Genomic DNA, 24738 nt, shown 5'->3' on the forward strand with positions numbered 1-24738 from the left:
CAAGCCGCCGCGCGGCGCGATGCGCCTCTGGCCTTCCCTGGACCGCCGGGGCGAGTTGTGCCACTAGGCCGGAAGGGTTTTCAGATGCGGATGGACGCGACCATGGCTGCCGGACAGAAGATCATCCCGATGGTTCTGGCCGGTGGTGCCGGCACGCGCCTTTGGCCCCTGTCCCGCAACACCCTGCCCAAGCAGTTCCTGGCGCTCGCCGGCGACCACACCATGTACCAGGACACGCTGCTGCGCGTGCCGCCGGGCGATCGGTTCGCGCCGCCGGTGGTGATCACAAGCGAGGATTTCCGCTTCTTCGCCCGCCGCCAGGCGAGCGAGATCGGCATCGACGCGACCGTGGTGCTGGAGCCCGCGCGCCGCGACAGCGCGCCCGCCCTCATCGCCGCCGCTGCGGTGGTCCGCAAGATGTATGGGCCGGATGCGCTTATCCTGGCGCTGGCGGCCGACCATGTGGTGACCAAGCCCGACGCCTTCCGCGCCGCCGTGGACGTGGCCGCGCAGGTGGCAGCGAGCGGACGCATCGTGACCTTCGGCATCACCCCCGACAGCCCGCGCACCAGCTATGGCTATATCCGCCCCGGGGCGACCTTGCCGGAGGGTGGGCAGGAGGTGGCCGCGTTTGTGGAGAAGCCGGACCGCGCCACGGCCGAGCGCTATCTCAAGGACGGCTATCTCTGGAATTCCGGCAACTTCCTTTTCCCCGCCTCGCTGATGATCGCCGAGGCGGAGACCTTCGAACCGGAACTGACCGCCGGGGCGCTCGCCGCCGCCGAGGGGGCGAAGGACGATCTCGGCTTTGTGCGCCTCGCGCCCGAGGCCTTCATGGCGGCACCGCCCAAATCCATCGACTTCGCCGTACTGGAGCGCACCCGCCACGCGGCGGTGGTGGCCGGAGAGTTCGGCTGGTCAGACATCGGCTCCTGGGACGCGCTGCGCGAGATCGGCGACCAGGACGGCCAGGGCAACGTGACGGTCGGCGCGGTGGAGCTGATCGACAGCCGAAACTCCTATGTGCGCTCGGAAGGCCCCTTGGTGGCGGGTATCGGCCTCGACCACCTCTCCGTGGTGGCCACCGAGGACGCTGTCCTCATCATGCCGTCCGACCGCAGCCAGGATGTCAAGGCCATGGTGGCCACCCTGAAAGCGGCCAAGCATTATGCGGCGGACGAGCACTTGAAGGTCCACCGGCCGTGGGGCACCTACCAGACCATCTGCCGGGGCGATCGATTCCACGTAAAGAAAATTGTGGTGGAGCCCGGCGCCAAGCTGTCGCTCCAGAAGCATCACCACCGCTCGGAACATTGGGTCGTGGTGCACGGCACCGCCGAGGTCACGGTGGACGACAAGGTCTTTGCCGTGCACGAGAACCAGTCCACCTATATTCCGCTGGGCGCCGTCCATCGGCTCGCCAATCCCGGCCGCATCCCCCTCGAACTCATCGAGGTCCAGACCGGCTCCTATCTGGGCGAGGACGATATCGTGCGCCTGGAGGACATCTACCACCGCGCCTGAGACTTACGGGGAAACCGGCTCAGGCAATTGCTCGAAGTCGGGGCGCGCGGACAAATAGCCTGCATGCGGGTGATGCCGAGCGCCAGAACCGCGCGCATCTCCCGCTCGGTCTCGATCCCCTCCGCCACCGGCGTGATGCCAAGGACCCGCACATATGGACAATGCCCGCCACAATGGCCCGGCGGGTGGCGTCCATGTCGATGCCGCGCGTCAGGTGCAGGTCCAGCTTGAGGATCTGGGGCTGGAATTCGGTGAGGAGATTAAGACCGGAATAGTCGCCACCGAAATCATCGATGGCGGTGCGCAGGCCGAACCGGTGATATTCGGTCATGATGTGGCCGATCCGGCCAATGTCGGTCGCTCTTTTATGCTCGGTCAGCTCGAAGATGATCTGGCCGAGCGGGAGCCCCAGCTCGCCCGCCGTTTCCAGCGTTACCCGCAGGCAATTGGCGGGCTCGTAGATGGCTTGCGGCAAGAAATTGATGGACACGCCATGCTGGGCCCGTGACGGCAAGCCCAGATGCACGGGCAATTGCAAGGCCTTCACGCGGCACGCCTGGTCGAAGCTGTAGAGATTGTCCTCGTTCACCTGCGCCAGAATGGTGGATGCCGGCTCGCCGCCGCCCCCCCACGAGCGCCTCGAACGCAAAAGACACTGCGCTCCTTCACATCGACGATCGGCTCAAACGCCATCGAATAAGGAAAAGGAGACTCACGCCCCGTTCGGCAACAGGCGCATCCGATTTTTTCTACTTCTCTAGTAATCGAAACCCAATACTCCCCGAGCAGTTATACTTTCGCCCGGCATGACCATCGAATCAACATGGGGTTATCGTTTCGTTCAGCAACATCGCAATCGCGCCCGGAACGTCTTCGTTACCCGAGCGGCGCGTATTGAATCGCCCAAGGAAGCAAAATGACGGCGCAGGGTGGAAGTTCCACCGCATGGCCCATATCCGACACGGCCCAGGGTTTCCGCTGACATGGCGCCCACCGAGCCTGCGCCCCGTTGCCGCAGTGCGCACGAAAGCGGGGGTTCGATGCCGCGCGCGAGACGCATCTGCGCACTTCCACCCTGCTACCTCCCTCATAATTGTCAAGCCTCCGCTCTGGCGGCGCTTTGCAATGCAACATAAATCGACCGGATAGGCCATCCCGCAATTGACCTGAATGGCCCCGAGCGCTAACGTCCGCGCGCTTTTTCGAGGTCAGCTGGGGGCTTTTGCTGCGCACATGACGGTATTTACGCGCCTGGACATTCCCGAGGTGATCCTCGTCACGCCGCCCCGGTTCAACGATCCGCGGGGCTATTTCAGCGAGACCTACGTCAAGGCACGCTACGCCGCCAACGGCATCGACTGCGACTTCATCCAGGACAACGAATCCCTGTCCGAGCCCATCGGCACCATAAGGGGTCTGCACTTCCAGGTGCCCCCCCACGCCCAGGCCAAGCTCGTGCGCGTGGTGCAGGGCGAAGTGTTCGACGTGGCCGTCGACATCCGCAAGGGCTCGCCCACCTATGGCCAGTGGGCCGGTGCCAAGCTCACGGCGGAAGGCCGCGAGCAGTTGTTCGTGCCGCGCGGCTTTGCCCATGCCTTCTGCACCTTGGTGCCCAACACAAAGGTCCTCTACAAGGTGGACGGCTCCTATTCGAAGGAATGCGAAGGCGGCATTGTTTGGGACGACCCCGATCTCGCCATCACCTGGCCGGTGGCGGAAGCCATCCTGTCCGACAAGGACCGGGTGTTGCCGCGCCTGAAGGATTTCGACAGCCCATTCGTCTATGCGTGACAGGAAAAACGGGGCACACATGGCACAACGCATCCTCGTCACCGGCGGCGCGGGCTTCATCGGCTCGGCGGTGGTTCGGCACCTCATCGGCCTTGGCGCACACGTCCTCAACTTCGACAAGCTGACATATGCGGGGAACCTTGCTTCCCTCGGGCCGGTGCAGGACAATCCCCGCTACAGCTTCGTGCGCGGCGACATCTGCGACGCAGAGGCGGTGCGCGCGGCCATGGACGGGTTCAAGCCCGACCTGGTGATGCACCTTGCGGCGGAGTCCCACGTGGACCGGTCCATCGACGGCCCGGCAGCCTTCATCGAGACCAATATCGTCGGCACCTACACCATGCTCCAGGAAGCCCTGCGCTACTGGCGCGGGTTGACGGGCGCCGCTCAGGAGGCCTTCCGCTTCCACCACATCTCCACCGACGAAGTGTTCGGCACCCTGGGCGCCGAGGGCCTGTTCCGCGAGGACACGCCTTATCAGCCCAATTCGCCCTATTCGGCCTCCAAGGCGGGCTCAGATCATCTGGTGCGGGCGTGGCACCACACCTATGGCCTACCCACCGTAATGTCGAACTGCTCGAACAATTACGGACCCTACCATTTCCCCGAGAAGCTGATCCCCCTCGTCATCCTCAACGCGCTGGAAGGCGCGCCCCTGCCCGTCTATGGCACGGGTGAGAATGTGCGCGACTGGCTGTTTGTGGAGGACCACGCGGAAGCGCTCTATCTCATCGCCACCACGGGGCGGCTGGGCGAGAGCTACAATGTGGGCGGCGCCAGCGAACGGCGGAATATCGATGTGGTGCGCACCATCTGCGCCATCCTCGACGACATCCGACCCGACGCGAAGATCGGTCCGCGGGAGAACCTCATCCGCTTCGTCACCGACCGGCCGGGCCACGATGCGCGCTACGCCATCGACTTTACCAAGCTGAACACGGAGCTCGGCTGGAGCCCCCGCGAGACCTTCGAAACCGGCCTGCGCAAGACCATCGAATGGTATCTGGCCAATGAGGCCTGGTGGGCGCCGCTGCGGTCCAATTATGCCGGCCAGCGCCTGGGGCTTGCCTCCTGATGCGCGTCCTCCTGTTCGGCGCCAACGGCCAGGTGGGCCGGGAAACCCAAGCCCTTGCCGCCGAGCGCGGCATCGAGCTGACCGCCCTCGACCGGGCGGCGGTGGATATATCCGACCCCGCGGCGGTGGCCCGTGCCCTTGAGGCCAACCGACCGGATGTGGTCATCAATGCCGCCGCCTATACCGCGGTGGACAAAGCCGAGAGCGAGCCGGAGCTCGCCACCCGCGCCAATGCCATGGCCCCCGGCCTGATCGCGGAGCGGTGTGCGCGCTACCGCATCCCGATGCTCCACATCTCCACCGACTATGTGTTCGACGGCACCAAGGACGGCGCCTATGTGGAGAGCGATCCCATCAAGCCGCTGGGCGTCTATGGCCGCACCAAGGCGGCGGGCGAAGCGGCGGTTCGCGCCGCCACAGAGCGTCACCTGATCCTGCGCACCTCCTGGGTCTATGGCGTCTATGGCGCCAACTTCCTGAAGACCATGTTGCGCCTTGCCGGCGACCGTGACCGGCTGACCATCGTGGCCGACCAGAAGGGCTGCCCTACCGCCACCCGCGACATTGCCGAGGGCCTGATGGCCGCCGCCGAGGCGGCCGCTGGCGGCACGGCGCGCTGGGGCACCTATAATCTGGCCGGCACTGGCGCCACCACCTGGCACGGCTTTGCCAGCGAGATCGTGCGCCAGGCGGCCCGCCACACCGGCCGCAACCCGGAAGTGGCCCCCATCACCACCGCCGACTACCCCACCCCGGCCCAGCGGCCGGCCAATTCCGAACTCGATTCCAGCCTGTTCGAGCGGACCTTCCGCTTCCGCGCAGCCCCGTGGGAAACCCGGGTCGCCGAGGTCGTCGACCGCCTGCTCGCCCCAGCGCCAACGGAGGCACCGTGAAGGGCATTATCCTCGCCGGCGGGTCGGGCACCCGTCTTCATCCCATCACCCTTGTCGTGTCGAAGCAGCTTCTGCCCGTCTACGACAAGCCGATGATCTATTATCCCCTCGCCACCCTCATGATGGCGGGCATCCGGGATATCCTGATCATCACCACCCCCCACGACAATGCCCTGTTCCAGAAGCTGCTGAAGGACGGAAGCCAGTTCGGCATCTCCATCAGCTATGCGGTCCAGGACACGCCGCGCGGCCTGGCGGATGCCTTCATTGTCGGCCGCGACTTCATCGGCGACGACAAGGTTGCGCTGGTGCTGGGAGACAACCTCTTCTTCGGCCACGGCCTGCCGGAGCTGCTGGAGGAGGCGGCCAACCGCGAGAGCGGCGCAACGGTGTTTGGATACCCCGTAAACGATCCCGAGCGCTATGGGGTCGCAGAGGTGGATGCCAACGGGAATGTCCTCTCGCTGGAAGAGAAGCCCCTCAACCCCAAGTCGAACCTCGCAGTCACAGGGTTGTATTTCTATGACAATCGCGTGGTGGAAATAGCCGCTGATCTGAAGCCTTCACCCCGCGGAGAGATCGAGATCACCGACGTGAACCAGGCTTATCTGGAGCGCGGCGAGCTCAAGGTGAGCATGATGGGCCGCGGCTTCGCCTGGCTCGACACCGGCACGCCGGACAGCCTCGTCGAGGCCGGCCAGTTCGTGCAAATCCTTGAAAAGCGGCAGGGTTTGAAGATTTCGGCACCGGAGGAAATCGCCTTCCGCTCCGGTTACATCTCGGCCGACCAGCTGCGCGAAATTGCCCGCGCCCAGATCAAGTCCAGCTACGGCAAGTATTTGATGAACTTGGCCGAAGACGGCCTGTGATCTGCATCAAGGAATGCGGTGACTGCCTGGCTTAAGCTAAAGATCAGGCGGTCCACCTCATGGTTGTGTGCCTGGGGCTGCGGGACGCGAGGGGACGGGAAGGGAGCTTCCCTTCCCTGCGCATCGCATCTAAAGTGGATTGCAGGAAATCACATCCGACGCGCGGGGTATGCAGAGTCTCCGCGCGCCGTTTGGGCAACGCATCGACAGGCCATGAGCAATCTCAACGAGGAAACCGTCAAGAGCGTCCACCATTGGACGGACCGGCTCTTCAGCTTCACCACCACGCGGGATCCCGGCTTCCGCTTCCTCAATGGCCAGTTCGTGATGATCGGCCTGATGGTGGACAACAAGCCCCTCTTGCGCGCCTATTCAATGGCCAGCGCCAATTATGAAGAAGACCTGAAGTTCTTCTCCATCAAGGTGCAGAATGGGCCTTTGACGTCCCGCCTCCAGCACCTGAAAGTGGGCGACAAGATTCTGGTGGGTCGCAAGGCGACCGGCACGCTGATTCAGGACAATCTCCTTCCGGGCAAGCGCCTTTATCTGCTTTCCACCGGAACGGGCCTTGCGCCTTTTCTTTCCGTGGTCAAGGACCCGGACGCTTATGAGCGGTACGAAAAGGTCATTCTGGTGCATGGCACGCGCACCGTGGCTGAGCTCGCCTATGACGATTATCTCACACAGACCCTCCCGAACGACGAGTATATCGGCGAGGAGGTGAAGGCGAAGTTGAGTTATTATCCCACCGTCACCCGAGAGCCGTTCCGCAATCAGGGCCGGATCACGGCCCTCATCAACTCGGGCAAACTGTTCACCGACATCGGCGTACCGGATCTTTCCCCGGAGAATGATCGCCTGATGCTTTGCGGTAGCCCACAAATGTTGAAGGATATGGTGGAATTGCTTGAGTCCCGCGGGTTCAAGGAGGGGAGCCAATCCGAGCCCGGCCACTATGTCATCGAAAAGGCGTTCGTGGAGCGCTAGAGCATGCGCCGATCGGCCTGCACCGCAGGCTGACCGGATCACGCACTCTATCAACGAGTTAGAGGGCGACGATTCCCCGATCAGATTGATTCAATCTGAGCGGATCGCGCCCTAAGGCCCACCTGTCCTCCAGGGCCCCGTTTCAATCCCGACGCCGCCCCGAACGGGCGGCGTTCCCGTCTCAGGGGCAAAGACAAGGGGACGCGGTCTCGAATTGCAATAATTCTATTGAACAAGTGCCCCGTTGCAGTGCCGTACGGGCCTTGATATGGCCGGTTCCTGCTTTTTGTTGGAGCGGGCTGTCCGCAGCCCGGCATTGCGCCATGCTTCGGTCTGATTTTCTCCTTCGCCTTTACTTGCCGGGTGCCCACTCCCTCTACGTCCGCCTTTCCGTCATTGCCTCCGCCTCTGCTCGCACTGTCTGGGGGCCGGCATGCTGAAAGCACTCTGGTTCCAGATCCACTGGCTGCTCGGCATCACCGCCGGGATCGTCCTTGCCGTTGTAGGCGTCACTGGCGGGATGCTGTCGTTCGAGCACGAAATCCTGCGCGCTCTCAATCCCGGCGTCATGACGGTGGAGTCGCGCCCCGGCGGTCCTTTGCCGCCCGCAGCTCTGCTCGACCGGATCCGCGCGGAAGTGCCCGAGCGCACCGTTACCGCCCTGACTGTCCATGCCGATCCGGAAAGCGCCGCCCGCGTCACGCTTGCGCCCATTCCCGGCGGATCGGGTGGCCCTCGCGGCGAAACCCGCTATGTGAACCCTTATGACGGCACGCTTCTCGGCCCGGTGAAGGGGCAGGATTTCTTCCGCTTGACCATGCAGATTCATCGCTGGCTGGCGGCCGGGGATATCGGCAAGCATATCGTGGGGGCATCCACGATCGCGCTCATTGTCCTCAGCCTTTCCGGCCTCTATCTGCGATGGCCGCGCCGGCCGCTGCAGTGGCGCTCCTGGTTCCACCTCAACCTCAACAGGGGCGGGCGCAATCTCTTGTGGGAGTTGCACTCGGTCATTGGTACTTGGGTTCTTCCGTTCTACCTCCTGGCTTCGCTAACGGGGCTTTATTGGTCCTACGATTGGTACCGCAACGCGCTGTTCGACATCACCGGAACACCCAGACCCGCCCAGCAGGGTCCGCGCCCGGCAGCCGCCGCGCCGGGGCAGGCCGCTCCTGCGGCGAGCGGACAGAGACCGGCGGCTGAAGCCGCGGCGCAGACGAGCAACCCGGATGCCATGCGCCCCGCCGCTCCGCGCGGTCAAGGCGGCCAGGGGACCCAAGGTGGTCAAGCCGCTGCGGGTGGTGGCCGAAACGCCGGCACCCCGCTGGATATTGTCCGCCTCTGGAGCCTGTTCGAGCACGAAGTCGGCGCCTTTAACACCGCGACGCTGCGCCTGCCCCAGGGGAATCAGCCCCTCACCATCATCTATCTGCCGCCCAATCCGGCTCATGAGCGCGCCAACAATACGCTCGTGATCGATCCCAGTGGGACGGTGCGGCAGCATCGGCGCTTCGACGATTTGCCATTGGGCCAGCACCTGATGGGCAGCATCTTCCCACTTCATGCGGGGAGCTATTTCGGCTTGCCGGGCCTCCTCCTGATGATGATCGCCAGCCTGCTCATGCCGCTCTTCGCGGTCACAGGGTGGATGCTCTATCTCGACCGGCGGAAGAAGAAGGCCCAAGTCCGGCGGGCGGCGGCGGAAGGCGCCGGTCTTGCCGCGCAGGACGGTGCTCCCATCCTCGTCGCCTTCGCGAGCCAGACAGGGACCGCGGAGCGCCTCGCCTGGACCACGGCGTCTGCGCTTCAGGCGGCCGGTACGTCCGCCCGCGTAGCGTCCCTGGCCACCCTCACGCCGGAAGCCCTTGCGCGCGAGACGCGCATTTTCTTCATTGTCTCCACCTTCGGAGAGGGCGAAGCGCCCGATGCGGCGCGGAGCTTTGCGCGGGCCTTTTTTCGAGCGTCGATCCGGCTGGACCACCTGAAATTCGCGCTCCTCTCGCTCGGCGATCGCACCTACGGCCACTTCTGCGGCTTCGGGCGCGAACTGGATGGAGCTTTGCGACAGAAGGGGGCGCAACCCCTCTTCGAGGCGGTCGAGATGGACGCAGAGGACGCAGCGGCCCTCACCACCTGGCAAGCGCGGTTGGCACGCATCACAGGGAGAGCGGTTCAGGGCGATTGGACAGGCCCGAGCTTCGGCGCCTGGAAGCTGGTGGAGCGCCATTGCCTCAATCCTGGAAGCGCGGGCCTGCCCACGTTCCATGTGGTCCTGGAGCCCATGGGCCGTGCGCTTCCTGGTTGGGAGGCCGGCGACATTGCCCAGATCCGCCCGCGCAACGATCCGGCACGGGTGAGCAACGCGCTCGCCGCGCTATCGCTCGATCCGACGGCCCCCGTCGCGGCAGGCGGGGAAGCCATGGCCCTGGAGGGCGTGGCGCTGAGGGGAGCCCTGCCCGGCCAGGTACCTGATGGCATCACCGCACAGGGCCTCGCCGATCTCATTCGTCCCTTGCCGGAGCGCGACTATTCCATCGCCTCCATTCCGCAGGACGGTCGGCTCGAAATCCTGGTCCGGCAAACCCGGGCGCCGGACGGCAGCTTCGGCGTCGGATCGGGATGGCTGACCGCCTATGCACCGCTCGGCAGCGAGATCGAACTGCGCATCAAGCCGAACCCGGCATTTCATGCCCCGCCAGCGGAGAGAGCGCTCCTTCTGATCGGGAACGGCACCGGGCTTGCCGGCTTGCGGGCGCATCTGAAGGCTCGCATCCATGCGGGCAGCGACCGCAATTGGCTGATCTTTGGCGAGCGCAACCGGGCCCACGATTTCTATTTCGGCGAGGAGCTCTCCGGCTGGGTGGCGTCTGGCGGCATCGCGCGGCTGGATCTTGCCTTCTCACGCGACCAAGACGAGCGCATCTATGTCCAGCATCGGCTTGCGGCCGCGCGCGACGAGGTGAAGGCCTGGGTCATGGAGGGGGCCTCCATCTTCGTCTGCGGCAGCATTGCGGGCATGGCCGGCGCGGTCGACGAGACACTGCGCGCCATCCTGGGTGCGGACGAACTGGACCGGCTGGCCGCCGAGGGCCGATATCGGCGGGATGTGTATTGACGGGGAGGCAAGGCACCTCCCCACCGGTACGGTTTCAGTCGAGCACAGCCGCCTTCAGCAGGCACACCATGAAGGCATGGGCCGGCTCCTTGCCCACATTGCGGATGACGTGGCGGCGGTCGCAGCGGTAGCGCAAGGTTTCGCCCGCTTTGGCGATCTCGACGACACCGCCCACTTCCACCTCAAGGGTGCCGGACACCACGCTCAGGCATTCGATGGACCCGCGCTGGTGCGGATCGGATTCCAGTTCGCCACCAGGCTCGGCCTGGAAGTCGTAATATTGCAGCCATTCCACTGTCTTGATCCAGCCGATGATGGTCAGCCGGCACCGGCCGTCGTCGGACAGGAGGATGGGGGTATCGGCGCGCGTGAGCTTCTCCACAAAGGGCGCCTCGTCTGACGAGGCAAGAACGCGTTCCACCGACATGTCCAGGGCCTGAGAGAGGCGCCAGATGGTAGCGAGAGTTGGATTGGTCTCGTTGCGCTCGATCTGACTGATGATCGACTTGGCAACACCGGACTGCTCGGACAGGTCGGAGAGGGAGAGATTATACGCCTTCCTCAGCCGCTGGATCGTCTTGCCCAATTGGCCGGTAATGACCTGGGCTCCCGTTTCCAGATTGCGGTCGGCACCCTTCTCGCGTTGCGACATGGCGTTCCATCTTTGCGAACCTGTGTTCGTATTAACGTACGAAACGGCATTTGCAAGACGAATAGCCGCGGTCCCGTCGGCCGCCGGCCATCAGCGCCAGAGGTCGAAGAAATGATGCACCGGCCCGTGGCCATGGCCCACCTGGAGGCTGTCCGCCGCCGCGATTGCGCCGGTGATGTAAGCCTTCGCTGCCTTGACCGCATCCGGCAGGTCGTGGCCTTGCGCCAAGCCTGCTGCGATGGCTGAGGAGAGCGTACAGCCGGTGCCGTGAGTGTTCCGGCTGGAATGACGCGGCGCCGCAAGGCGGATCGCCCCGGTAGCGTCCACCAGGAGGTCGACGCTCTCGGGTCCGTTGCCATGCCCGCCCTTCATGAGCACGCACCGAGCCCCGTGGGCCAGGAGTTGCTCCGCCTGCTCCCGCATCTGCACCTCGGTCTCGGCGATCGGCGCATCGAGGAGAGCGGCGGCCTCGGGGAGGTTTGGGGTCAGAACGTGGGCGCGTGGCAGCAGCGCCGTCTTCAAGGCGGCGATGGCGCTCGGGTCCAGGAGACGGGCCCCGGAGGCCGCCACCATGACCGGGTCGAGCACGACGGCGCGAGGCGCCCAGCGGTCGAGCCCTGCAGCCACGGCTTCGATCGCCGCCGGGCGCGACAACATCCCGATCTTCACCGCCTTTACGTCGAGGTCGGAGAAGACCGCGTCGAACTGGGCGGTGATGAAGTCGGGCGGCACGTCATGAATGGCGCTCACCCCGGTGGTGTTCTGGGCGGTCAGCGCGGTCAGGATGCTGGCGCCGTAGACCCCCAGAGCCGAGAAGGTCTTCAGATCCGCCTGGATGCCTGCCCCACCGCCGGAATCCGAGCCGGCCACGGTGACGGCGATCGGGGGAATATTCTCTGCCATGGGAGCCTCCCGCGCCGGATAGGGGAAGCCGCACGCCCGCGCGACGCGCCGGCCCGCTCTCGCTTCCCTTCGCCGGCATGATCCGGATCAGGTTCGCGGGTTGGCGCCTGCCTCTCAGCCCCACATCATGTGGGACACCCCGACGAGATGTCTTTCATGTAGCCAACCCTCCATTCCCCTTCAAGGATTGCGGAGGCACGGGCTTGCAAGAGACCGGCGATTTGTCCACCTTGCGGCCCTCTCCTGGAGGTTCGCCGTGGTTCCGTTCTTCATGCAGATCAAGTGCCAGCTGGGCCGCTCCTATGAAGTGGCCAATGCATTGGCCGACAAGGAAATCGCCTCCGAGATCTATTCGACCGCCGGGGATTTCGACCTTCTCGTCAAGTTCTACGTGGCCGACGGCACCGACATCGGGCATTTCGTGAACGAACAGGTGCAGGGGCTTCCCGGCATCCAGGACACCCGCACCATCATCACCTTCAAGGCCTTCTGAGCCCCCGTCGTGCCGGAAGACCTGGGCGCGCCCCGTATGAGCCGACCTCTCGGGGCGGACCTGACAGGCACATGAGCGGAGGTTCAGCAGTGGAGAAGGCGGGGGCGGGGGGATCAGATCCGGCAGGTCCGCCGCGCCTGAGCGTTGGCGACATTGTGGTGCTGGCTGTGCTCGCCTCCGCACGCTTTTATGTGGAGGTGAACAGCCGCCTCCTGCTCATCCCGGCCGCCGGCCACGATGACGGCTATTTCATGCGAATGGCGAGCCATATCGCCGCCGGTCAGTGGCTTGGCCCTTATGACCAATACACGCTGATGAAGGGTCCGGGCTATCCGGTCTTCGTTGCCCTCGCCACGCTGTTTGGCGGTCCCATTTCCATCGGCCACGCCCTCTTTCACCTCCTGGCGATCCTGGTGGGGGCGATCGCGGTGCTTCGGCTGACGCGGTCCAAGGCCGTCTTTTTCGGCACCTTCCTGCTGCTCCTTCTGATTCCATCCGGCTTCGACACCGGGGTGCACCGGGTGATCCGTGACCAGATCTACTGGGGTCAGACCCTCATCATATTCGCCTGCACCGCACTCGTGCTGTTTGCCCCGCCGGACGGCTGGAGCGCGCGGCTCGGCTTGGGCCTTGCGGGCGGCGCGACGCTCGCATGGGCGCTGGTGACTCGCGAGGAAGGTGTCTGGTTTTTCCCCGGCCTCGCCGCGCTGCTGCTCGCCGGCATCGTCTGGAGCGGGATCAGCTGGAAGACTGCCCGGCACCTTCTGCCCGGCCTTGCTGGCGCGGCGTGTGGCTTCTCCGCTCTCCTTCTCGCGCTGCTGACCGCCAATTTCGTGACCTACGGCGCCTTCGTCACGGTGGATTTCCAGGACCGGGCCTTCAAGGACGTGATCGGTGCCCTCTCCAGCATCGAGGATGGAGGCCCCGTCCGCCAAGTGCCGGTGACCGTGACGGCCATGGAGAAAGCGGCGGCCGTCAGCCCCGCCCTTGCGCGCCTTGCTGCGGACTTGCAACCCGGTGGGCCGCTTGCAAAATGGTATGAGGCAAGTTGCACTTCACTGCCCCATACGTGTGGGCAGCTCGCTGGCGGCTGGTTTGTCTGGGCCTTCCGCGACGCCGCGGCCAATGCCGGCGTCTTTTCCTCACCGCGCGCGGCGCGAGAGACCTTTTCGCGCATGGCCCGCGAGATAAAGGCGGCCTGCGCATCCGGCGCCTTGACCTGCCGCCCGACGCTGAACGCGCACATCCCGCACATGTCCCTGGCGCAATGGCTCGATGTGCCCGGTCGCATGCTGCAGGCCCTGACCACCTCGGCCATCGCAACCGGCGACAGCTATGAGATGGCGACCACGCGGCCCGAGCCGAACGAAGCGCTGTTCAACCTCTATTGGTCCATCCTGAACTATCCGCGCACCTACGGCCCCGCCAGCGACCGGCGTGAGACATTGGGCTGGATCCGGCTTCCTGAAGGGGAGGCCTGGCCCTCGCTGACGCTGCGTGACCCGCACGGCGCTTCGATCCGCGCCAGCATCCAGCGCGTGGCAAGTCCTGACTTGGCGCAGGCAACGGGAGATGAAGGCGCGGCCAACAATCGGTTCCGGGCCGACTATGTGTGCCCGGGCACCTGCACCCTGGAAGCGACGTTCGCCGATGGCACGCAGCTCTTGCTCCCGCTGGGTCTTGGCGGCGCATTGGAACGGGCAGAGGGCGGCCGCACCCTTCATGTGGACGCAACCGTCGCCGCATTGCATCCGGCCGGCCTGTGGAACCGCCATGCCAATACGGCCGGCAAGACCATTCAGGCACTCTTCCGGATCATACCCTTCGTCTTCCTGCCGCTCGTCACACTCGCCGCGCTGGCATTTGTCTGGACGGCGGTGCAGCTCGCACGGGAAAGACGACTGGACCCGGTCTGGCTATGCGCCGGCTCAGCCTGGGTAATGATCGGCACGCGGCTCGCCATTGTCGCCATCGTGGATGTGAGCTCCTTCCCCGCCATCAACCCGCAATATACCCTGCCTGCCACCTACATGCTCGGGCTCGCCATCCCCCTGTCGCTGTCCGCGGGGTGGTCATCTTGGAAGCGGTCGTCTTGGAAGCGCAGGAATCAAAGACCTGACGCGCCTAGGATGGAAGAGGCGCCCAGCGGCTGATGCCCGTGCGCCATTGCAGCATGACCCGCATGTGCTCAGCCCTTGCCAGCGCGGAAGGAAAAGTGCTTGTGGGCGAAATAACTGGTCAGCACCGGACTGCCGAGCCCGATGGCGTGGCCGATGGTTTCGGCATGCCAAGTGAAACCAATCCGTGGGAAGGCCCAATCGACGAGCCCGACGCTCACCATCCAGATCTGGGCCAAGGACAGCAAATTGACCAGCGCGAAGCGCACGATCTGCCCGACCGCAGGATGCGCGTCCGCCCTGAAAACGAAGTGACGGTTGAGCAGGAAAGCCACCGCCATGCCGGGGGGATAGGCCAGGATAATGGCCAGCTGATAGTCCACCACCAGGTTGAAGATGATCCGGCCGACGAGATTAACCAGCGCCGCCAGTCCCCCGATCAGGAGGAACAGCAGAAAATCGCGGCTCATGCCCGATCCTTCCAGGACTTCCGGAGCATCAGGCCATTACCCTCTTACAGCTTGCTGCGATGGAAGAGCGGACGGGGCAAGGCGCGTACGATCAGCAATATGATGCGCCAGAACCAGGGCGTATAGAGCACTGCACTGCCGCGTCGGATGGCCTTGTCCATGTCGGCAGCCACACGCTCGGGCGTGGCCCAAAGCGGACCGCCTTGGGGCAGGTGCGCCGTCATGCGGGTGGCGACGAAGCCGGGCCGAATGTCGACGACCCGGACGCCCGCCGCCCACAGGCGATGGCGCAGTCCTTCAAGATAAAGCTGCAGGCCACCTTTTGCGGCACCGTACACATAATTGCTCTGGCGGCCACGGTCACCCGCCACCGAGGTGATGACCGCCAGCGTGCCCGCCTTGGCCGCCTCGAAACGCGCCGCGAGGAGGTCGCACAGCAGAGCGGGGCTGACAAAGTTGATGTGGAGCGCTGCGGCGGCGACGGCTGGATTGCCGGTGGCCGCCTTCTGGTCCGGCAGGGTCCCGTAGGCGACGAGAGCGAGATCCAGGCCCGCGAAAGGCGCCCAGCTTTCCTGCGCCATCTCTGACAAGCCGTCGATATGGTTGAAATCTGCTGGCAGGATGGCAACGGCGTCCGCACCCCGCACCTTGAGATCGGCAGCCAGGCGCTCCAGCGCTTCCGGATCACGCCCCACCAGCACCAGCCGGTCATGAGCTTCCGCGCAGAGGCGCCCGAAGGCCACCGCGATCTCGGAGGTCGCCCCGAAAATGGCCACCCGGCGCCCTTGCGTGCTCATCGCCCCTCCCCCGAACCATCCGATGCATCGCTCAGCCCCACGCGGCGGGAGAACGCCGAGGAAAGAGCGGGGTCCATATGTCCCCGGAACCTATCCAGCCGGGGATAGCCGCGCGCAAAGCTCTCGGCTGTCATGAGCGCATCCTTGGCCGGATAGAGGCGTCCCCCCGCCGCCACGGCGATGGCCTCAAGCCGCGTCATGAGCCTCACGGTATCCGCCCCGGCATTCGGAAAATCCAGCGCCAGCGTGATGCCGGGCATGGGGAAGGAAAGCAAGCCCGGCGACACCACATGACCAAACCGCTTCAACACCACAAGCATGGAGCCCTGCCCCGCCTCGGCAATGGCAGCCAGGAGTTCAGCCGTGGCGGCCTCGGCCCCCTCGGGCGGCACGACGCACTGGAACTGAAAGAAGCCCTTGGGTCCATACAGGCGGTTCCAGCCGCCCAAGGCATCGAGCGGAAAGAAGGCGCCCTCATACGGCACCACCCGCCTCACGCGCTCCGCCGTGCCGAGTTTGCGCCAATAGGCAGCGTTGAAGGCGCGCACCGACAGGCCGTTCACCAGGGACAAAGGCGGCGCAATGGGGACGGAGCGCCGTGGTCCCAACGAAGGCGGTGGCGCGGATACGCCCGGTGCGTGGCGGGCGCGCAGATAGATGCCGCGTCCCAATTGATTGCCCCGTGCCAGGCAATCGATCCATGCGGCGGTGTATTCCCACCCCACCGCGCTCTCTGCATCCAGGGCAAAGAAGTCGGCCAGGCGGGCGAAGCGGATCTCCTCGGTTTCGAGGGCCAGCCCCTCAACCCGGCGCAGACGCAAGGTGGCCCGCAGGATGAGGCCGGTCAGGCCCAGGCCACCAACGGTTGCCGCGAACAATTCCGCGTTGTTCTGGGCCGAACAGGTGAGAATGCGGCCATCGCTGCGGGCGAGGTCGAGAGATTCCACATGGCAGCCGAAGGAGCCGAACACATGGGCATTCTTGCCGTGCACGTCATTGGCGATGGCCCCGCCTACCGTGACGAAGCGCGTGCCGGGCACCACCGGCAGAAGCCAACCCGAGCCGTCTTTCGCCGGAACTGAGGTTGCCCGCAGGATTTCCGCCAACGTCACGCCGGATTCGCAGGTGAGGAGGCCTTTCTCCGCGTCGAACGAAATGAAGCAATCCAGCCGCCGGGTCTCGATCAGCAGGCCACCGGGATTGAGGGCGACGTCGCCATAGGACCGTCCGCAGCCATAGGCAATGGCCGGTCTTCCTGCGGGGATCTCGGTCAAAACCCTTGCAGCAGCATAGGGTTGATCGGGTGACACCACCTGGTGCTCAGCCCGGATGACATTGCCCCACGAGGTGTGCGAGAGGGAGGTGCGGGCGGAATGCGGCATGGCCTAGAGCGCCAGCACCAGGGCCCCCAGCGCCAGCGCGCCCAGGGCCAGGGATGTCTTGTCCTTCAGGGCGAACATGACCGGATCTTCGTTCATTCGCCCGTGGATTGTCAGGTGCCAGACGCGCAGAACGAAGATGAGCAGAACTGGCATCATGATCCAGAGAAGTCCAGGATGACGATACATCCCGTTGGGATATTGTTCGCCGATCAGGTAGATCATGAACATGACTATGGCCGCAAAGCTCGATGCGACTCCCGCGGCAAGCAGAAGCGGAAGGTCGCGGGCCGTATAGCCTCGGGAAGCCACCCCACTCCCCCCTTCCCGCACCACCCGGTCTAGCTCCGCATGGCGCTTCACCATGGCGAGGCCCAGGAAAAAGAACATGGAGAAGGTCAAGAGCCAGGGCGAGGGGGCGGCCGGCAGAAGAAGCGCGCCAGCGAGGATACGAAGCGTGAAAAGCCCTGCCAGAACAAAGACATCGACGATTGCCTGCTGCTTCAGGAAGAAGGAATAGGCGAGCGTCACCGCAGCATAGCCCAGCAGCGCCAGCCGGGCGGACGCCGGAAGCGCCAAGGCGAGGGAAAAACTCAATAATATCAATGCTCCAGCAGCGACCACACCCTGCCGGGGCGGGATGGCGCCGGAGGCGAAGGGGCGCAGGCGCTTGCGGGGGTGGCGGCGGTCGGCGGGCAGGTCGAGGAGGTCGTTCACCACATACGTGGCAGAGGCCAGGAAACCCATGGCCAGGAAGAGCAAAAAGGCTTGTGCCAGAACGCCTTGCGGGGCGTGATGGATGGTCAGGAGGGGGGCGATGAAAACGAGGAGGTTCTTCGACCAGTGGGGCAGCCGGAATGCCCGCATCCAGGTGAGGAGGCCCGGAACAGGAACGGAAAAGCGGCGAACAACCGGCTTGTCCGGCGGGATCAAGGCTTCGAGCCGCTTCACGTTTCCCACCAGAATGGCCCCCTCCGCGGCGGCGAAGAGAGGGGCGTCCACCGGCGCGTCGCCAGCATAGAGGAAGCGTTCCCCGATCCGGCTGCGGATGAGCGCCAGCTTTCGCGCCCCCGACAGGTTCACCCCCTCCCCCGACCCGAAGGCGCCGTCGAAGAGACCCAGATGGCCGGCGACCGCATCGGCGATGGACTGGTCCGCCGCCGTCACAAGATAGAGGGGACGTCCGGCGCGGTGCTCCTGCCGTAGCCAGTCCAGGAGGTCGGCATTGAGCGGCAGGCGCTCATGGTCGAGCACCACCGCTTCGGCCACCGCCCGCTTGAACTGCGCCTTGCCCGCCCGCAAATGCGGCAGGAGGCGCAGGCAGGCGGACAGGCCGGTCTGCGGCACGCTCTTCAGCAAGGCGAGGCAGGATTCGTGCAGGGTGTCCGAGAGGGTCAGCGTGCCGTCCAGGTCGACAACCAGCGGCAGCAAGGTGGCCTCATTGATGGAAGCTGCGGTCAGGGACATGTCAGGCTCTCACCCGCCAAGGCTCGCCTCCTTCAACGTGCCCCTTGAAGGTGCGGGAGGTTCCGCGCGCCCTACCACCCATGGCTGCGGCGCACGCTCTGGCTTATGGCATGGCGCTTCCCATGGCGGCAACCCGGCAAGAGGGCGCACGGGCGGCACTCATGACCCCCGCCGCGCTCGTGCTTTCCCGCAGTTGACGGGCGGGCGGTGGGTGCGGCATGAATTGCTATATACGATTGGATATAACGTTGGGGTTCTCTTCATGTCTCTTTCCATGCCGTTCATCCGCCTTTCCAGGCGCCTCGCCATTGCTTCCGCCCTTGCTGCCGCCCTTTCTTGCGGGCTGATTTCGGCGCCTTCCGCCGCCCGTGCCGACCAGGTCACGGTGTTCGCCGCTGCCAGCCTGACCAACGCCCTCCAGGACATTGCCAAGGCCTACAAGGACAAGTCGCCGGACACGATCCGCTTCTCCTTTGCCGCCTCCTCCGATCTTGCCAAGCAGATGGAAGCGGGCGCGCCCGCCAACATCTTCGTGTCGGCGGACAATAAGTGGGTGGACTATGCCCAGGCCAAGGACCTCATCCTCCCCGAGAGCCGGACCCCGCTTCTGAGCAATGCCCTGGTGCTGATCGTGCCCGCCGACAAGGCCCGCACCGTCACCATCGACGACAAGCTGAGCGCCGAGGCGCTGCTGGGGCCGGATGGCAAGCTCGCCACCGGCATCACGGAGAGCGTGCCCGTGGGCATCTATGCCAAGGCGGCGCTGACCAAGCTCGGCCTGTGGGACCAGTTCCGCCCCCGCATCGTGGGCGCCGAAAGCGTGCGCGCGGCGCTCGCATTGGTGGAGCGGGGCGAGGCCGCGGCGGGCATCGTCTATGCCACCGACGCTGCCATCGCCAAGAATGTGAAAGTGGCCGGCACCTTCCCCGCCTCCAGCCACCCGGAGATCGTCTATCCCTTCGCGCTGGTGAAGGGACAGGACACGCCGGCGGCCAAGGCCTTCTTCGCCTTCCTGAAGGGACCGGAGGCGAAAGCCATCTTCGTGAAATACGGCTTCACGGTGCTCTGACCCTTCCCCCGGAGCATCGAAGCGCGGCTGCCCCGGCCTCCCCCAAGGCCGGGCAGCCTTGCGCTCTTCCGCGGGTCGAAAGGGCCCTCTCTCCTTGTGGTGACGCATGTCTTCCGCGCGATCGGTTTCCTGCGTCGCCCGGAAATGCTCAACGTCACAAAAGAGGCCTGACCTGCCGCCCCCGCCCGGTGCAGGATAGCGCCTTACCCGCGTTCGCCGGCTCAGAGCCGATCAAGGACTTCCCCCATGCTGACCCCGGATGAATGGACAGCCGTCCATCTCAGCCTTGAGGTGGCCTTCTGGGCCACGGTATGGAGCCTGCCGCCCGCCATCGCCTTGGCTTGGCTGCTGTCGCGGACACATTTCCCCGGCAAGGGGCTGCTGGACGGCATCATCCACCTGCCGCTGGTGCTCCCCCGCGTGGTGGTGGGCTATCTGCTGTTGCTCACCCTCGGATCCAAGGGCTTCCTGGGGCAGTATCTTTATGATTGGTTTGGCATCCGCCTCATCTTCTCCACGGCGGGCGCCACCGTGGCGGCGGCGGTGGTGAGCTTTCCCCTGTCGGTGAACGCCATCCGCCTGTCCCTCGATGCGGTGGACAAGGGGCTGGAGACAGCGGCCCGCACGCTCGGCGCCTCGCGGGTGGACGTGTTCTTCTCGGTCACCTTGCCCTTGATGGCGCCCGGCATCCTGTCGGGGGCGCTCATCTGCCTCGCCTCGGCGCTGGGCGAGTTCGGCGCCACCATCACCTTCGTCTCCAACATCGAGGGCCAGACCCGGACCATTCCGCTGGCCATCTACAGCGCCACCCATATGCCGGACGGCGATGCCATCGCGGCGCGCCTCTCCTTGGTGTCGGTGGTGCTGGCGCTGGGCGCCCTGATGCTGGCGGATTTCGCGGACAAGCAGCTCAAGCGGGCATTGGGGCGGGCATGATTGAGATCGACGTGGCGCTCCAGCGCGCGGCGGACTTCCGCCTTGCTGTCCGCTTCACCGCCCCCGAGCGGGGCGTGACCTCGCTGTTCGGCCGCTCCGGCTGCGGCAAGACCACCATCATCCAGATGTTCGCCGGCGCCGTGCGGCCCGATAGCGGACGCATCGTGGTGGGCGGGGAGACCTTTTTCGATTCGAAGCGCCACATGGACATGCCCATGGAGAAGCGGCGGGTGGGCTATGTCTTCCAGGAGGCCCGCCTCTTCCCGCACATGTCGGTGGACACCAATCTGCGCTATGGCGAGCGGCGGGCCGGGGGCGAAAGGCGCATCGCCTTTGCCGCCGTGGTGGACATGCTCGGCATTGGCCATCTGCTGAAGCGCCGGCCGCACACCCTTTCGGGCGGCGAGCGCCAAAGGGTCGCCATCGGCCGGGCGCTCCTCTCCCAGCCGCGTTTGCTGCTCATGGACGAGCCCCTCGCCTCGCTGGACGAGCAGCGCAAGGCGGAAATCCTGCCCTATCTGGAACGCCTGCGGGACGAGCTGGCCCTCCCCATTCTCTATGTCAGCCATTCCATCGAGGAGGTGCTGCGCCTCTCCGACACCGTGGTGGCCATGGCCAGCGGCCAGACGCTCGCCTCCGGCCCGGTGGCGGAGGTGATGTCCCGGCCAGACCTGCTGTCCGTGGTGGGGCGCTTCGACCTGGGCACCATCCTGGACTGCCAGGTGAAGCGGCACGATCCGCACCTGTTCCTGTCCACCATTGCCTTCGCCGACGGGGAGTTGCGGGTGCCGCTGGTGGACCGGCCGGTGGGCGGAGCGGTGCGGGCGCGCATCCGCTCGCGCGACGTGGCGCTCTCCTTGTCGCGGCCCATGGACGTGTCCATCACCAACCGCCTGCCCGGCCGCATCCGCGACATCCGCCGCGAGGAAGGCCCCTATTCGGATATCGGCGTGGAGGTGGGCTCGTCGGTCATCCGTGCCCTCGTGACCACCGAAAGCGCGGACCGGCTCGCCGTGGAACCGGGCATGCCGGTCTGGATCATGATCAAGGCGGTGGCGGTGGACAGCCGCTCGCCGCGCTTTGCGGCGGACGAAACGGAGTGAGCGGCAAGAGGTGAGCGTCCGGCCTCAGCCCGCCTCGCTCTCCCGCTCACCCTCCCCCGCCGCCTGGAAGTCGAGGGCGAGCGCGGCGGCCAGTTCTTGGCCGGCCGCCCGCGTGGCCTTGGCGGCCTGGCGCTCCATGGCCCGGTAGAGGGCGATCAGGCGCTCGCCGAAGGGGGTGAGCTCCGTGCCGCTGCCCCGTCGGCCGGGATAGGTGACCACCACCTTGTCCTCGAACATGCGGTCCATTTCGTCCATCAGCAGCCAGGCGCGGCGATAGCTCATGCCGATGGCCTTGGAGCCGGCAAGGATGGAGCCATGCTCCCGCACGGCCTCCAGAAGCGCGATCTTGCCCGGACCAAGGCGGCGGCCATCGGCGAAATCCAGGCGCAGGAACAGATGCGGGGCGGTCTTCTGGGGCACGGCGCTTCCTCGTGGCGGGCATTGTCGGCCTGACCTTCCAGGCCCGCCTGCAGAATCCGCGATCTTCAGGAGCAACGAAGATTGGCAGCCCCACGCGCCACGTCAATGGCTCAACACCACCCCCGGTGGACGCAGGACCCGCGAGAGATAGCGCAGGCATTGTTGCTCGCGATCATAGCCGAGCATGGTGCCGAGCATGAAATCCTCCTCCGGCGAGAGCTGGCACAGCGGCTTGGTGACGATGCTGCGCGTCGTCTCCACAAAGGCCCGGCTTCCGAAGAACAGGTTCACCTTGGTGGCCGTCACCTGCTGGACGAAATGGTCGATGCCCGTATTGGCGAGGCGGGTGAGAATGGGCGGGAGGTCGCCCTCTCCCATGGTCATCAGGAACAGGGCGCGCACGCCCCGTCGATATTCGTAGACATTGTGGTTGAAGATCCGCAGCGCGAGGGGATCTAGAGAATGGTCGCAAGCCATGCCGTGACTCGCTTCTCGGTCAAGGAGGACTGGCCGTCCTGATCGAGGGCGAGGCCCACGAACTGGCCATCCCGCTCCGCAAAGGATCCGGTGAAGTCATAGCCGGCCGTATCGGTGAAGCCGACCACCTGCGCGCCCTGCTCCACCACGAGGTCATAGAGCACCCCCATGGCGTCGACGAAGGAGTCCGGATAGGTGGCCTGGTCCCCGGTTCCGAACAGGGCGACCTTCTTGCCGTCCAGATTGGACGATTTGAGCGTATCCACATGGGCTTCCCAATCCATCTGGAGATCGCCCGCGCCATAGGTGGGCGACCCAAGGATGAGAAGATCGCAGCCTTCGAAATCGGACGCGCTGGCGGCCTTGATGTCCACCACCCGGCCCTTGGTTTTCTTGGATATCTTTGAAGCAACACCTTTCGTGGCTCCGCCATCGGAGCCGTAAATAATCGTGACAATCATGGACCTTCTCTTCTCAATGCCTGCGTCAGCGGAAAAAACCCTCCGCCGGCGCCACGAAAAACGCATGCCATTCCGGCACGGGCGAGCGCCCGTTTCGCCGCCGAAATCGCGTGAAAACAAGGAATGAGAGCATCTTATGAGAACGCCCTGCCGGCTCGCTGCGAGGCTGCCGGGTGGGATCGCACTCTGGATGCACGCCGTTCAGGCAGGATCAAATGTGAGGCAGGCAAAGAAACCCCACAATATAGGGATTTCACGGATAGAATAGATCAAAATAATAATGATTCAAAACTGGGCGATATGCCCATCTTTTTTCGGACCCGCCCGGCCTGACGCGGGCAAAAAGAAAGGCGGGCCGGAGCCCGCCTTTCCAACACTCTAGAGTGCTTCAGAGTTTCATAGAAACGCTGAAGCACTCTAACTCGTTGGTTTGACGCATTTCCTTCACGCGAACCGGATCCCACTTCGCTCGGAAATGCTCTGAAGCTGAGCCGCGAGGATCAGTTGCGGGACTTGTCCACCAGCGCCTTGGCCTTGATCCAGGGCATCATGTCGCGCAGCTTCTCGCCCACTTCCTCGATGGGGTGAGCATTGACGCGGGCGCGGGTGGCCTTGAAGGAGGCCTGGTTGACCTTGTTCTCCAGCATCCAGTCGCGGGTGAACTTGCCGGTCTGGATGTCGGTCAGCACGCGCTTCATCTCCGCCTTGGTCTCGGGGGTGATGATGCGGGGGCCGGTGACATACTCGCCATACTCGGCGGTGTTGGAGATCGAGTAGTTCATGTTGGCGATCCCGCCCTCATAGATGAGGTCGACGATCAGCTTCACCTCGTGGAGGCACTCGAAATAGGCCATCTCGGGGGCGTAGCCGGCTTCCACCAGCGTCTCGAAGCCGGCGCGGATCAGCTCCACGAGGCCGCCGCACAGGACGACCTGCTCGCCGAACAGATCGGTCTCGCACTCTTCCTTGAAGGTGGTCTCGATGATGCCGGCGCGGCCGCCGCCGATGGCGGAAGCGTAGGAGAGGCCGAGGTCATGGGCATTGCCCGAGGCGTCCTGGGCGATGGCGATGAGGGTCGGCACGCCGCCGCCACGCTGGTACTCGGACCGCACGGTGTGGCCGGGGCCCTTGGGGGCGACCATCAGCACGTCCAGGTCCTTGCGGGCCTCGATGAGGTTGAAATGCACGTTGAGGCCGTGGGCGAACAGCAGCGCGGCGCCATTCTTCATGTTGTCGTGCAGGCTCTCGCGATAGATGTCGCCCTGCAGCTCGTCGGGGGTCAGCATCATCACCACGTCGGCCCACTTGGCGGCCTCGGCGGGGGTGAGCACCTTGAAGCCTTCGGCCTCGGCCTTCTTGGCGGTGGCGGAGCCGGGGCGCAACGCGATCACCACGTCCTTCACGCCGGAATCGCGCATGTTGAGCGCATGGGCGTGGCCCTGGCTGCCATAGCCGACGACGGCGACCTTCTTCCCCTTGATGAGGTTCAGGTCGGCATCGCGATCGTAGTAAACGCGCATCATCTTCTCCTGTGGGCGCTGTTCTTGAAAGGGTATGAAAAAGGGCCGGCGGCGAACCCGAAGCGTGCTTTCCAACCGGCCTTGAACGTCCTCCCGCTCCGGCGGCGAAGCTCTAAGGGGGACGCCGACGATGCGCGCTGAATGCCACCTGCGCGCCTGTGGCGCACGAGGGCTTGATGCCCCGCCGTATATCCACGCGAACCCGGCGAGGCAAGCCCAA

Annotated in this window: 23 protein-coding genes and 1 riboswitch; of the genes, 12 read left to right on the forward strand and 11 right to left on the reverse strand. The window is 65.1% G+C overall.

Annotation, left to right across the window (positions count from 1 at the left end; genetic code table 11):
* Positions 1–102 precede the first annotated feature (102 nt).
* A complete protein-coding gene (locus J5J86_RS08675) occupies positions 103–1524 on the forward strand; it encodes a mannose-1-phosphate guanylyltransferase/mannose-6-phosphate isomerase (protein ID WP_247658262.1) in 1422 nt (473 codons plus the stop codon).
* A gap of 19 nt (positions 1525–1543) precedes the next feature.
* Here J5J86_RS08675 and J5J86_RS08680 read toward each other — a convergent pair whose 3' ends face one another.
* Positions 1544–2173, reverse strand: coding sequence for an EAL domain-containing protein (locus tag J5J86_RS08680; RefSeq protein ID WP_209104487.1), 630 nt, complete (start codon positions 2171–2173; stop codon positions 1544–1546).
* A 584-nt stretch (positions 2174–2757) separates the two neighbouring features.
* Between J5J86_RS08680 and rfbC the strand changes: the two genes are divergently transcribed.
* The 6 genes from rfbC to J5J86_RS08710 all read left to right on the forward strand — a co-directional run bounded on the left by rfbC (position 2758) and on the right by J5J86_RS08710 (position 10254).
* On the forward strand, positions 2758–3315 hold the full coding sequence (gene rfbC / locus J5J86_RS08685; protein ID WP_209104488.1) for a dTDP-4-dehydrorhamnose 3,5-epimerase: 558 nt from the start codon (positions 2758–2760) through the stop codon (positions 3313–3315).
* A 19-nt stretch (positions 3316–3334) separates the two neighbouring features.
* Positions 3335–4390: a dTDP-glucose 4,6-dehydratase gene (rfbB, locus tag J5J86_RS08690; RefSeq protein WP_209104489.1), complete on the forward strand. Its 1056-nt coding sequence runs from the start codon at positions 3335–3337 to the stop codon at positions 4388–4390.
* Entirely contained in the window at positions 4390–5283 is an 894-nt protein-coding gene (gene rfbD, locus J5J86_RS08695; RefSeq protein WP_446698668.1) for a dTDP-4-dehydrorhamnose reductase, read from the forward strand. The genes rfbB and rfbD overlap by 1 nt, the downstream gene beginning before the upstream one ends.
* Positions 5280–6152: a glucose-1-phosphate thymidylyltransferase RfbA gene (gene rfbA, locus J5J86_RS08700; RefSeq protein ID WP_209104490.1), complete on the forward strand. Its 873-nt coding sequence runs from the start codon at positions 5280–5282 to the stop codon at positions 6150–6152. Before rfbD ends, rfbA begins: the two co-directional genes overlap by 4 nt.
* 213 nt (positions 6153–6365) lie before the next feature.
* On the forward strand, positions 6366–7139 hold the full coding sequence (locus J5J86_RS08705; protein ID WP_209104491.1) for a ferredoxin--NADP reductase: 774 nt from the start codon (positions 6366–6368) through the stop codon (positions 7137–7139).
* Positions 7140–7572: 433 nt separating this feature from the next.
* Positions 7573–10254, forward strand: coding sequence for a sulfite reductase flavoprotein subunit alpha (locus J5J86_RS08710; RefSeq protein WP_209104492.1), 2682 nt, complete (start codon positions 7573–7575; stop codon positions 10252–10254).
* Positions 10255–10288: 34 nt separating this feature from the next.
* On the opposite strand, the gene J5J86_RS08715 is transcribed toward J5J86_RS08710, so the two are convergent.
* Together J5J86_RS08715 and thiD are read right to left on the reverse strand one after the other, a co-directional pair.
* Complete coding sequence (locus J5J86_RS08715; protein ID WP_209104493.1) at positions 10289–10906, reverse strand: helix-turn-helix domain-containing protein; 618 nt, start codon at positions 10904–10906, stop codon at positions 10289–10291.
* A gap of 90 nt (positions 10907–10996) precedes the next feature.
* Entirely contained in the window at positions 10997–11809 is an 813-nt protein-coding gene (thiD, locus tag J5J86_RS08720; protein ID WP_274706710.1) for a bifunctional hydroxymethylpyrimidine kinase/phosphomethylpyrimidine kinase, read from the reverse strand.
* 46 nt (positions 11810–11855) lie between these two features.
* Positions 11856–11961, reverse strand: a riboswitch (TPP riboswitch).
* 104 nt (positions 11962–12065) lie between these two features.
* On the opposite strand from thiD, the gene J5J86_RS08725 reads away from it, so the two are divergent.
* Entirely contained in the window at positions 12066–12302 is a 237-nt protein-coding gene (locus tag J5J86_RS08725; protein ID WP_209104494.1) for an Lrp/AsnC ligand binding domain-containing protein, read from the forward strand.
* Positions 12303–12373: 71 nt separating this feature from the next.
* Positions 12374–14455, forward strand: a complete 2082-nt coding sequence (locus J5J86_RS08730; RefSeq protein WP_209104495.1) for a hypothetical protein — start codon at positions 12374–12376, stop codon at positions 14453–14455.
* Positions 14456–14490: 35 nt separating this feature from the next.
* On the opposite strand, the gene J5J86_RS08735 is transcribed toward J5J86_RS08730, so the two are convergent.
* The 4 genes from J5J86_RS08735 to J5J86_RS08750 are packed head-to-tail and all read right to left on the reverse strand — an operon-like array spanning position 14491 to position 18532.
* The gene (locus J5J86_RS08735; RefSeq protein WP_209104496.1) at positions 14491–14889 is read right to left on the reverse strand and encodes a GtrA family protein; all 399 of its coding nucleotides are present in this window, start codon (positions 14887–14889) and stop codon (positions 14491–14493) included.
* 44 nt (positions 14890–14933) lie between these two features.
* Positions 14934–15686: an SDR family oxidoreductase gene (locus J5J86_RS08740; RefSeq protein WP_209104497.1), complete on the reverse strand. Its 753-nt coding sequence runs from the start codon at positions 15684–15686 to the stop codon at positions 14934–14936.
* Positions 15683–17068 carry an FAD-binding oxidoreductase gene (locus J5J86_RS08745; RefSeq protein ID WP_209104498.1) on the reverse strand — a complete coding sequence of 462 codons (1386 nt, stop codon included), beginning with the start codon at positions 17066–17068 and terminating at the stop codon, positions 15683–15685. Before J5J86_RS08745 ends, J5J86_RS08740 begins: the two co-directional genes overlap by 4 nt.
* 3 nt (positions 17069–17071) lie before the next feature.
* Entirely contained in the window at positions 17072–18532 is a 1461-nt protein-coding gene (locus J5J86_RS08750; protein WP_209104499.1) for a UbiA family prenyltransferase, read from the reverse strand.
* A 262-nt stretch (positions 18533–18794) separates the two neighbouring features.
* On the opposite strand from J5J86_RS08750, the gene modA reads away from it, so the two are divergent.
* The 3 genes from modA to modC all read left to right on the forward strand — a co-directional run bounded on the left by modA (position 18795) and on the right by modC (position 21640).
* Positions 18795–19601: a molybdate ABC transporter substrate-binding protein gene (gene modA, locus J5J86_RS08755; RefSeq protein WP_247658264.1), complete on the forward strand. Its 807-nt coding sequence runs from the start codon at positions 18795–18797 to the stop codon at positions 19599–19601.
* Positions 19602–19847: 246 nt separating this feature from the next.
* Positions 19848–20537 (forward strand): molybdate ABC transporter permease subunit, encoded by a 690-nt coding sequence (gene modB / locus J5J86_RS08760; RefSeq protein ID WP_209104500.1) that lies wholly within the window; start codon positions 19848–19850, stop codon positions 20535–20537.
* Positions 20534–21640 (forward strand): molybdenum ABC transporter ATP-binding protein, encoded by a 1107-nt coding sequence (gene modC, locus J5J86_RS08765; protein WP_209104501.1) that lies wholly within the window; start codon positions 20534–20536, stop codon positions 21638–21640. The genes modB and modC overlap by 4 nt, the downstream gene beginning before the upstream one ends.
* 24 nt (positions 21641–21664) lie before the next feature.
* On the opposite strand, the gene J5J86_RS08770 is transcribed toward modC, so the two are convergent.
* The 4 genes from J5J86_RS08770 to ilvC all read right to left on the reverse strand — a co-directional run bounded on the left by J5J86_RS08770 (position 21665) and on the right by ilvC (position 24518).
* Positions 21665–22060, reverse strand: a complete 396-nt coding sequence (locus J5J86_RS08770; RefSeq protein ID WP_209104502.1) for a winged helix-turn-helix domain-containing protein — start codon at positions 22058–22060, stop codon at positions 21665–21667.
* 102 nt (positions 22061–22162) lie between these two features.
* Positions 22163–22537, reverse strand: coding sequence for a DUF2023 family protein (locus J5J86_RS08775; RefSeq protein ID WP_209104503.1), 375 nt, complete (start codon positions 22535–22537; stop codon positions 22163–22165).
* Positions 22516–22998, reverse strand: a complete 483-nt coding sequence (gene fldA / locus J5J86_RS08780; RefSeq protein ID WP_209104504.1) for a flavodoxin FldA — start codon at positions 22996–22998, stop codon at positions 22516–22518. The genes J5J86_RS08775 and fldA overlap by 22 nt, the downstream gene beginning before the upstream one ends.
* A 500-nt stretch (positions 22999–23498) precedes the next feature.
* Positions 23499–24518 carry a ketol-acid reductoisomerase gene (gene ilvC, locus J5J86_RS08785; protein ID WP_209104505.1) on the reverse strand — a complete coding sequence of 340 codons (1020 nt, stop codon included), beginning with the start codon at positions 24516–24518 and terminating at the stop codon, positions 23499–23501.
* Positions 24519–24738 lie beyond the last annotated feature (220 nt).

Origin of the sequence: Aquabacter sp. L1I39, assembly GCF_017742835.1 — a bacterium.
Classification (GTDB): Bacteria; Pseudomonadota; Alphaproteobacteria; order Rhizobiales; family Xanthobacteraceae; genus L1I39.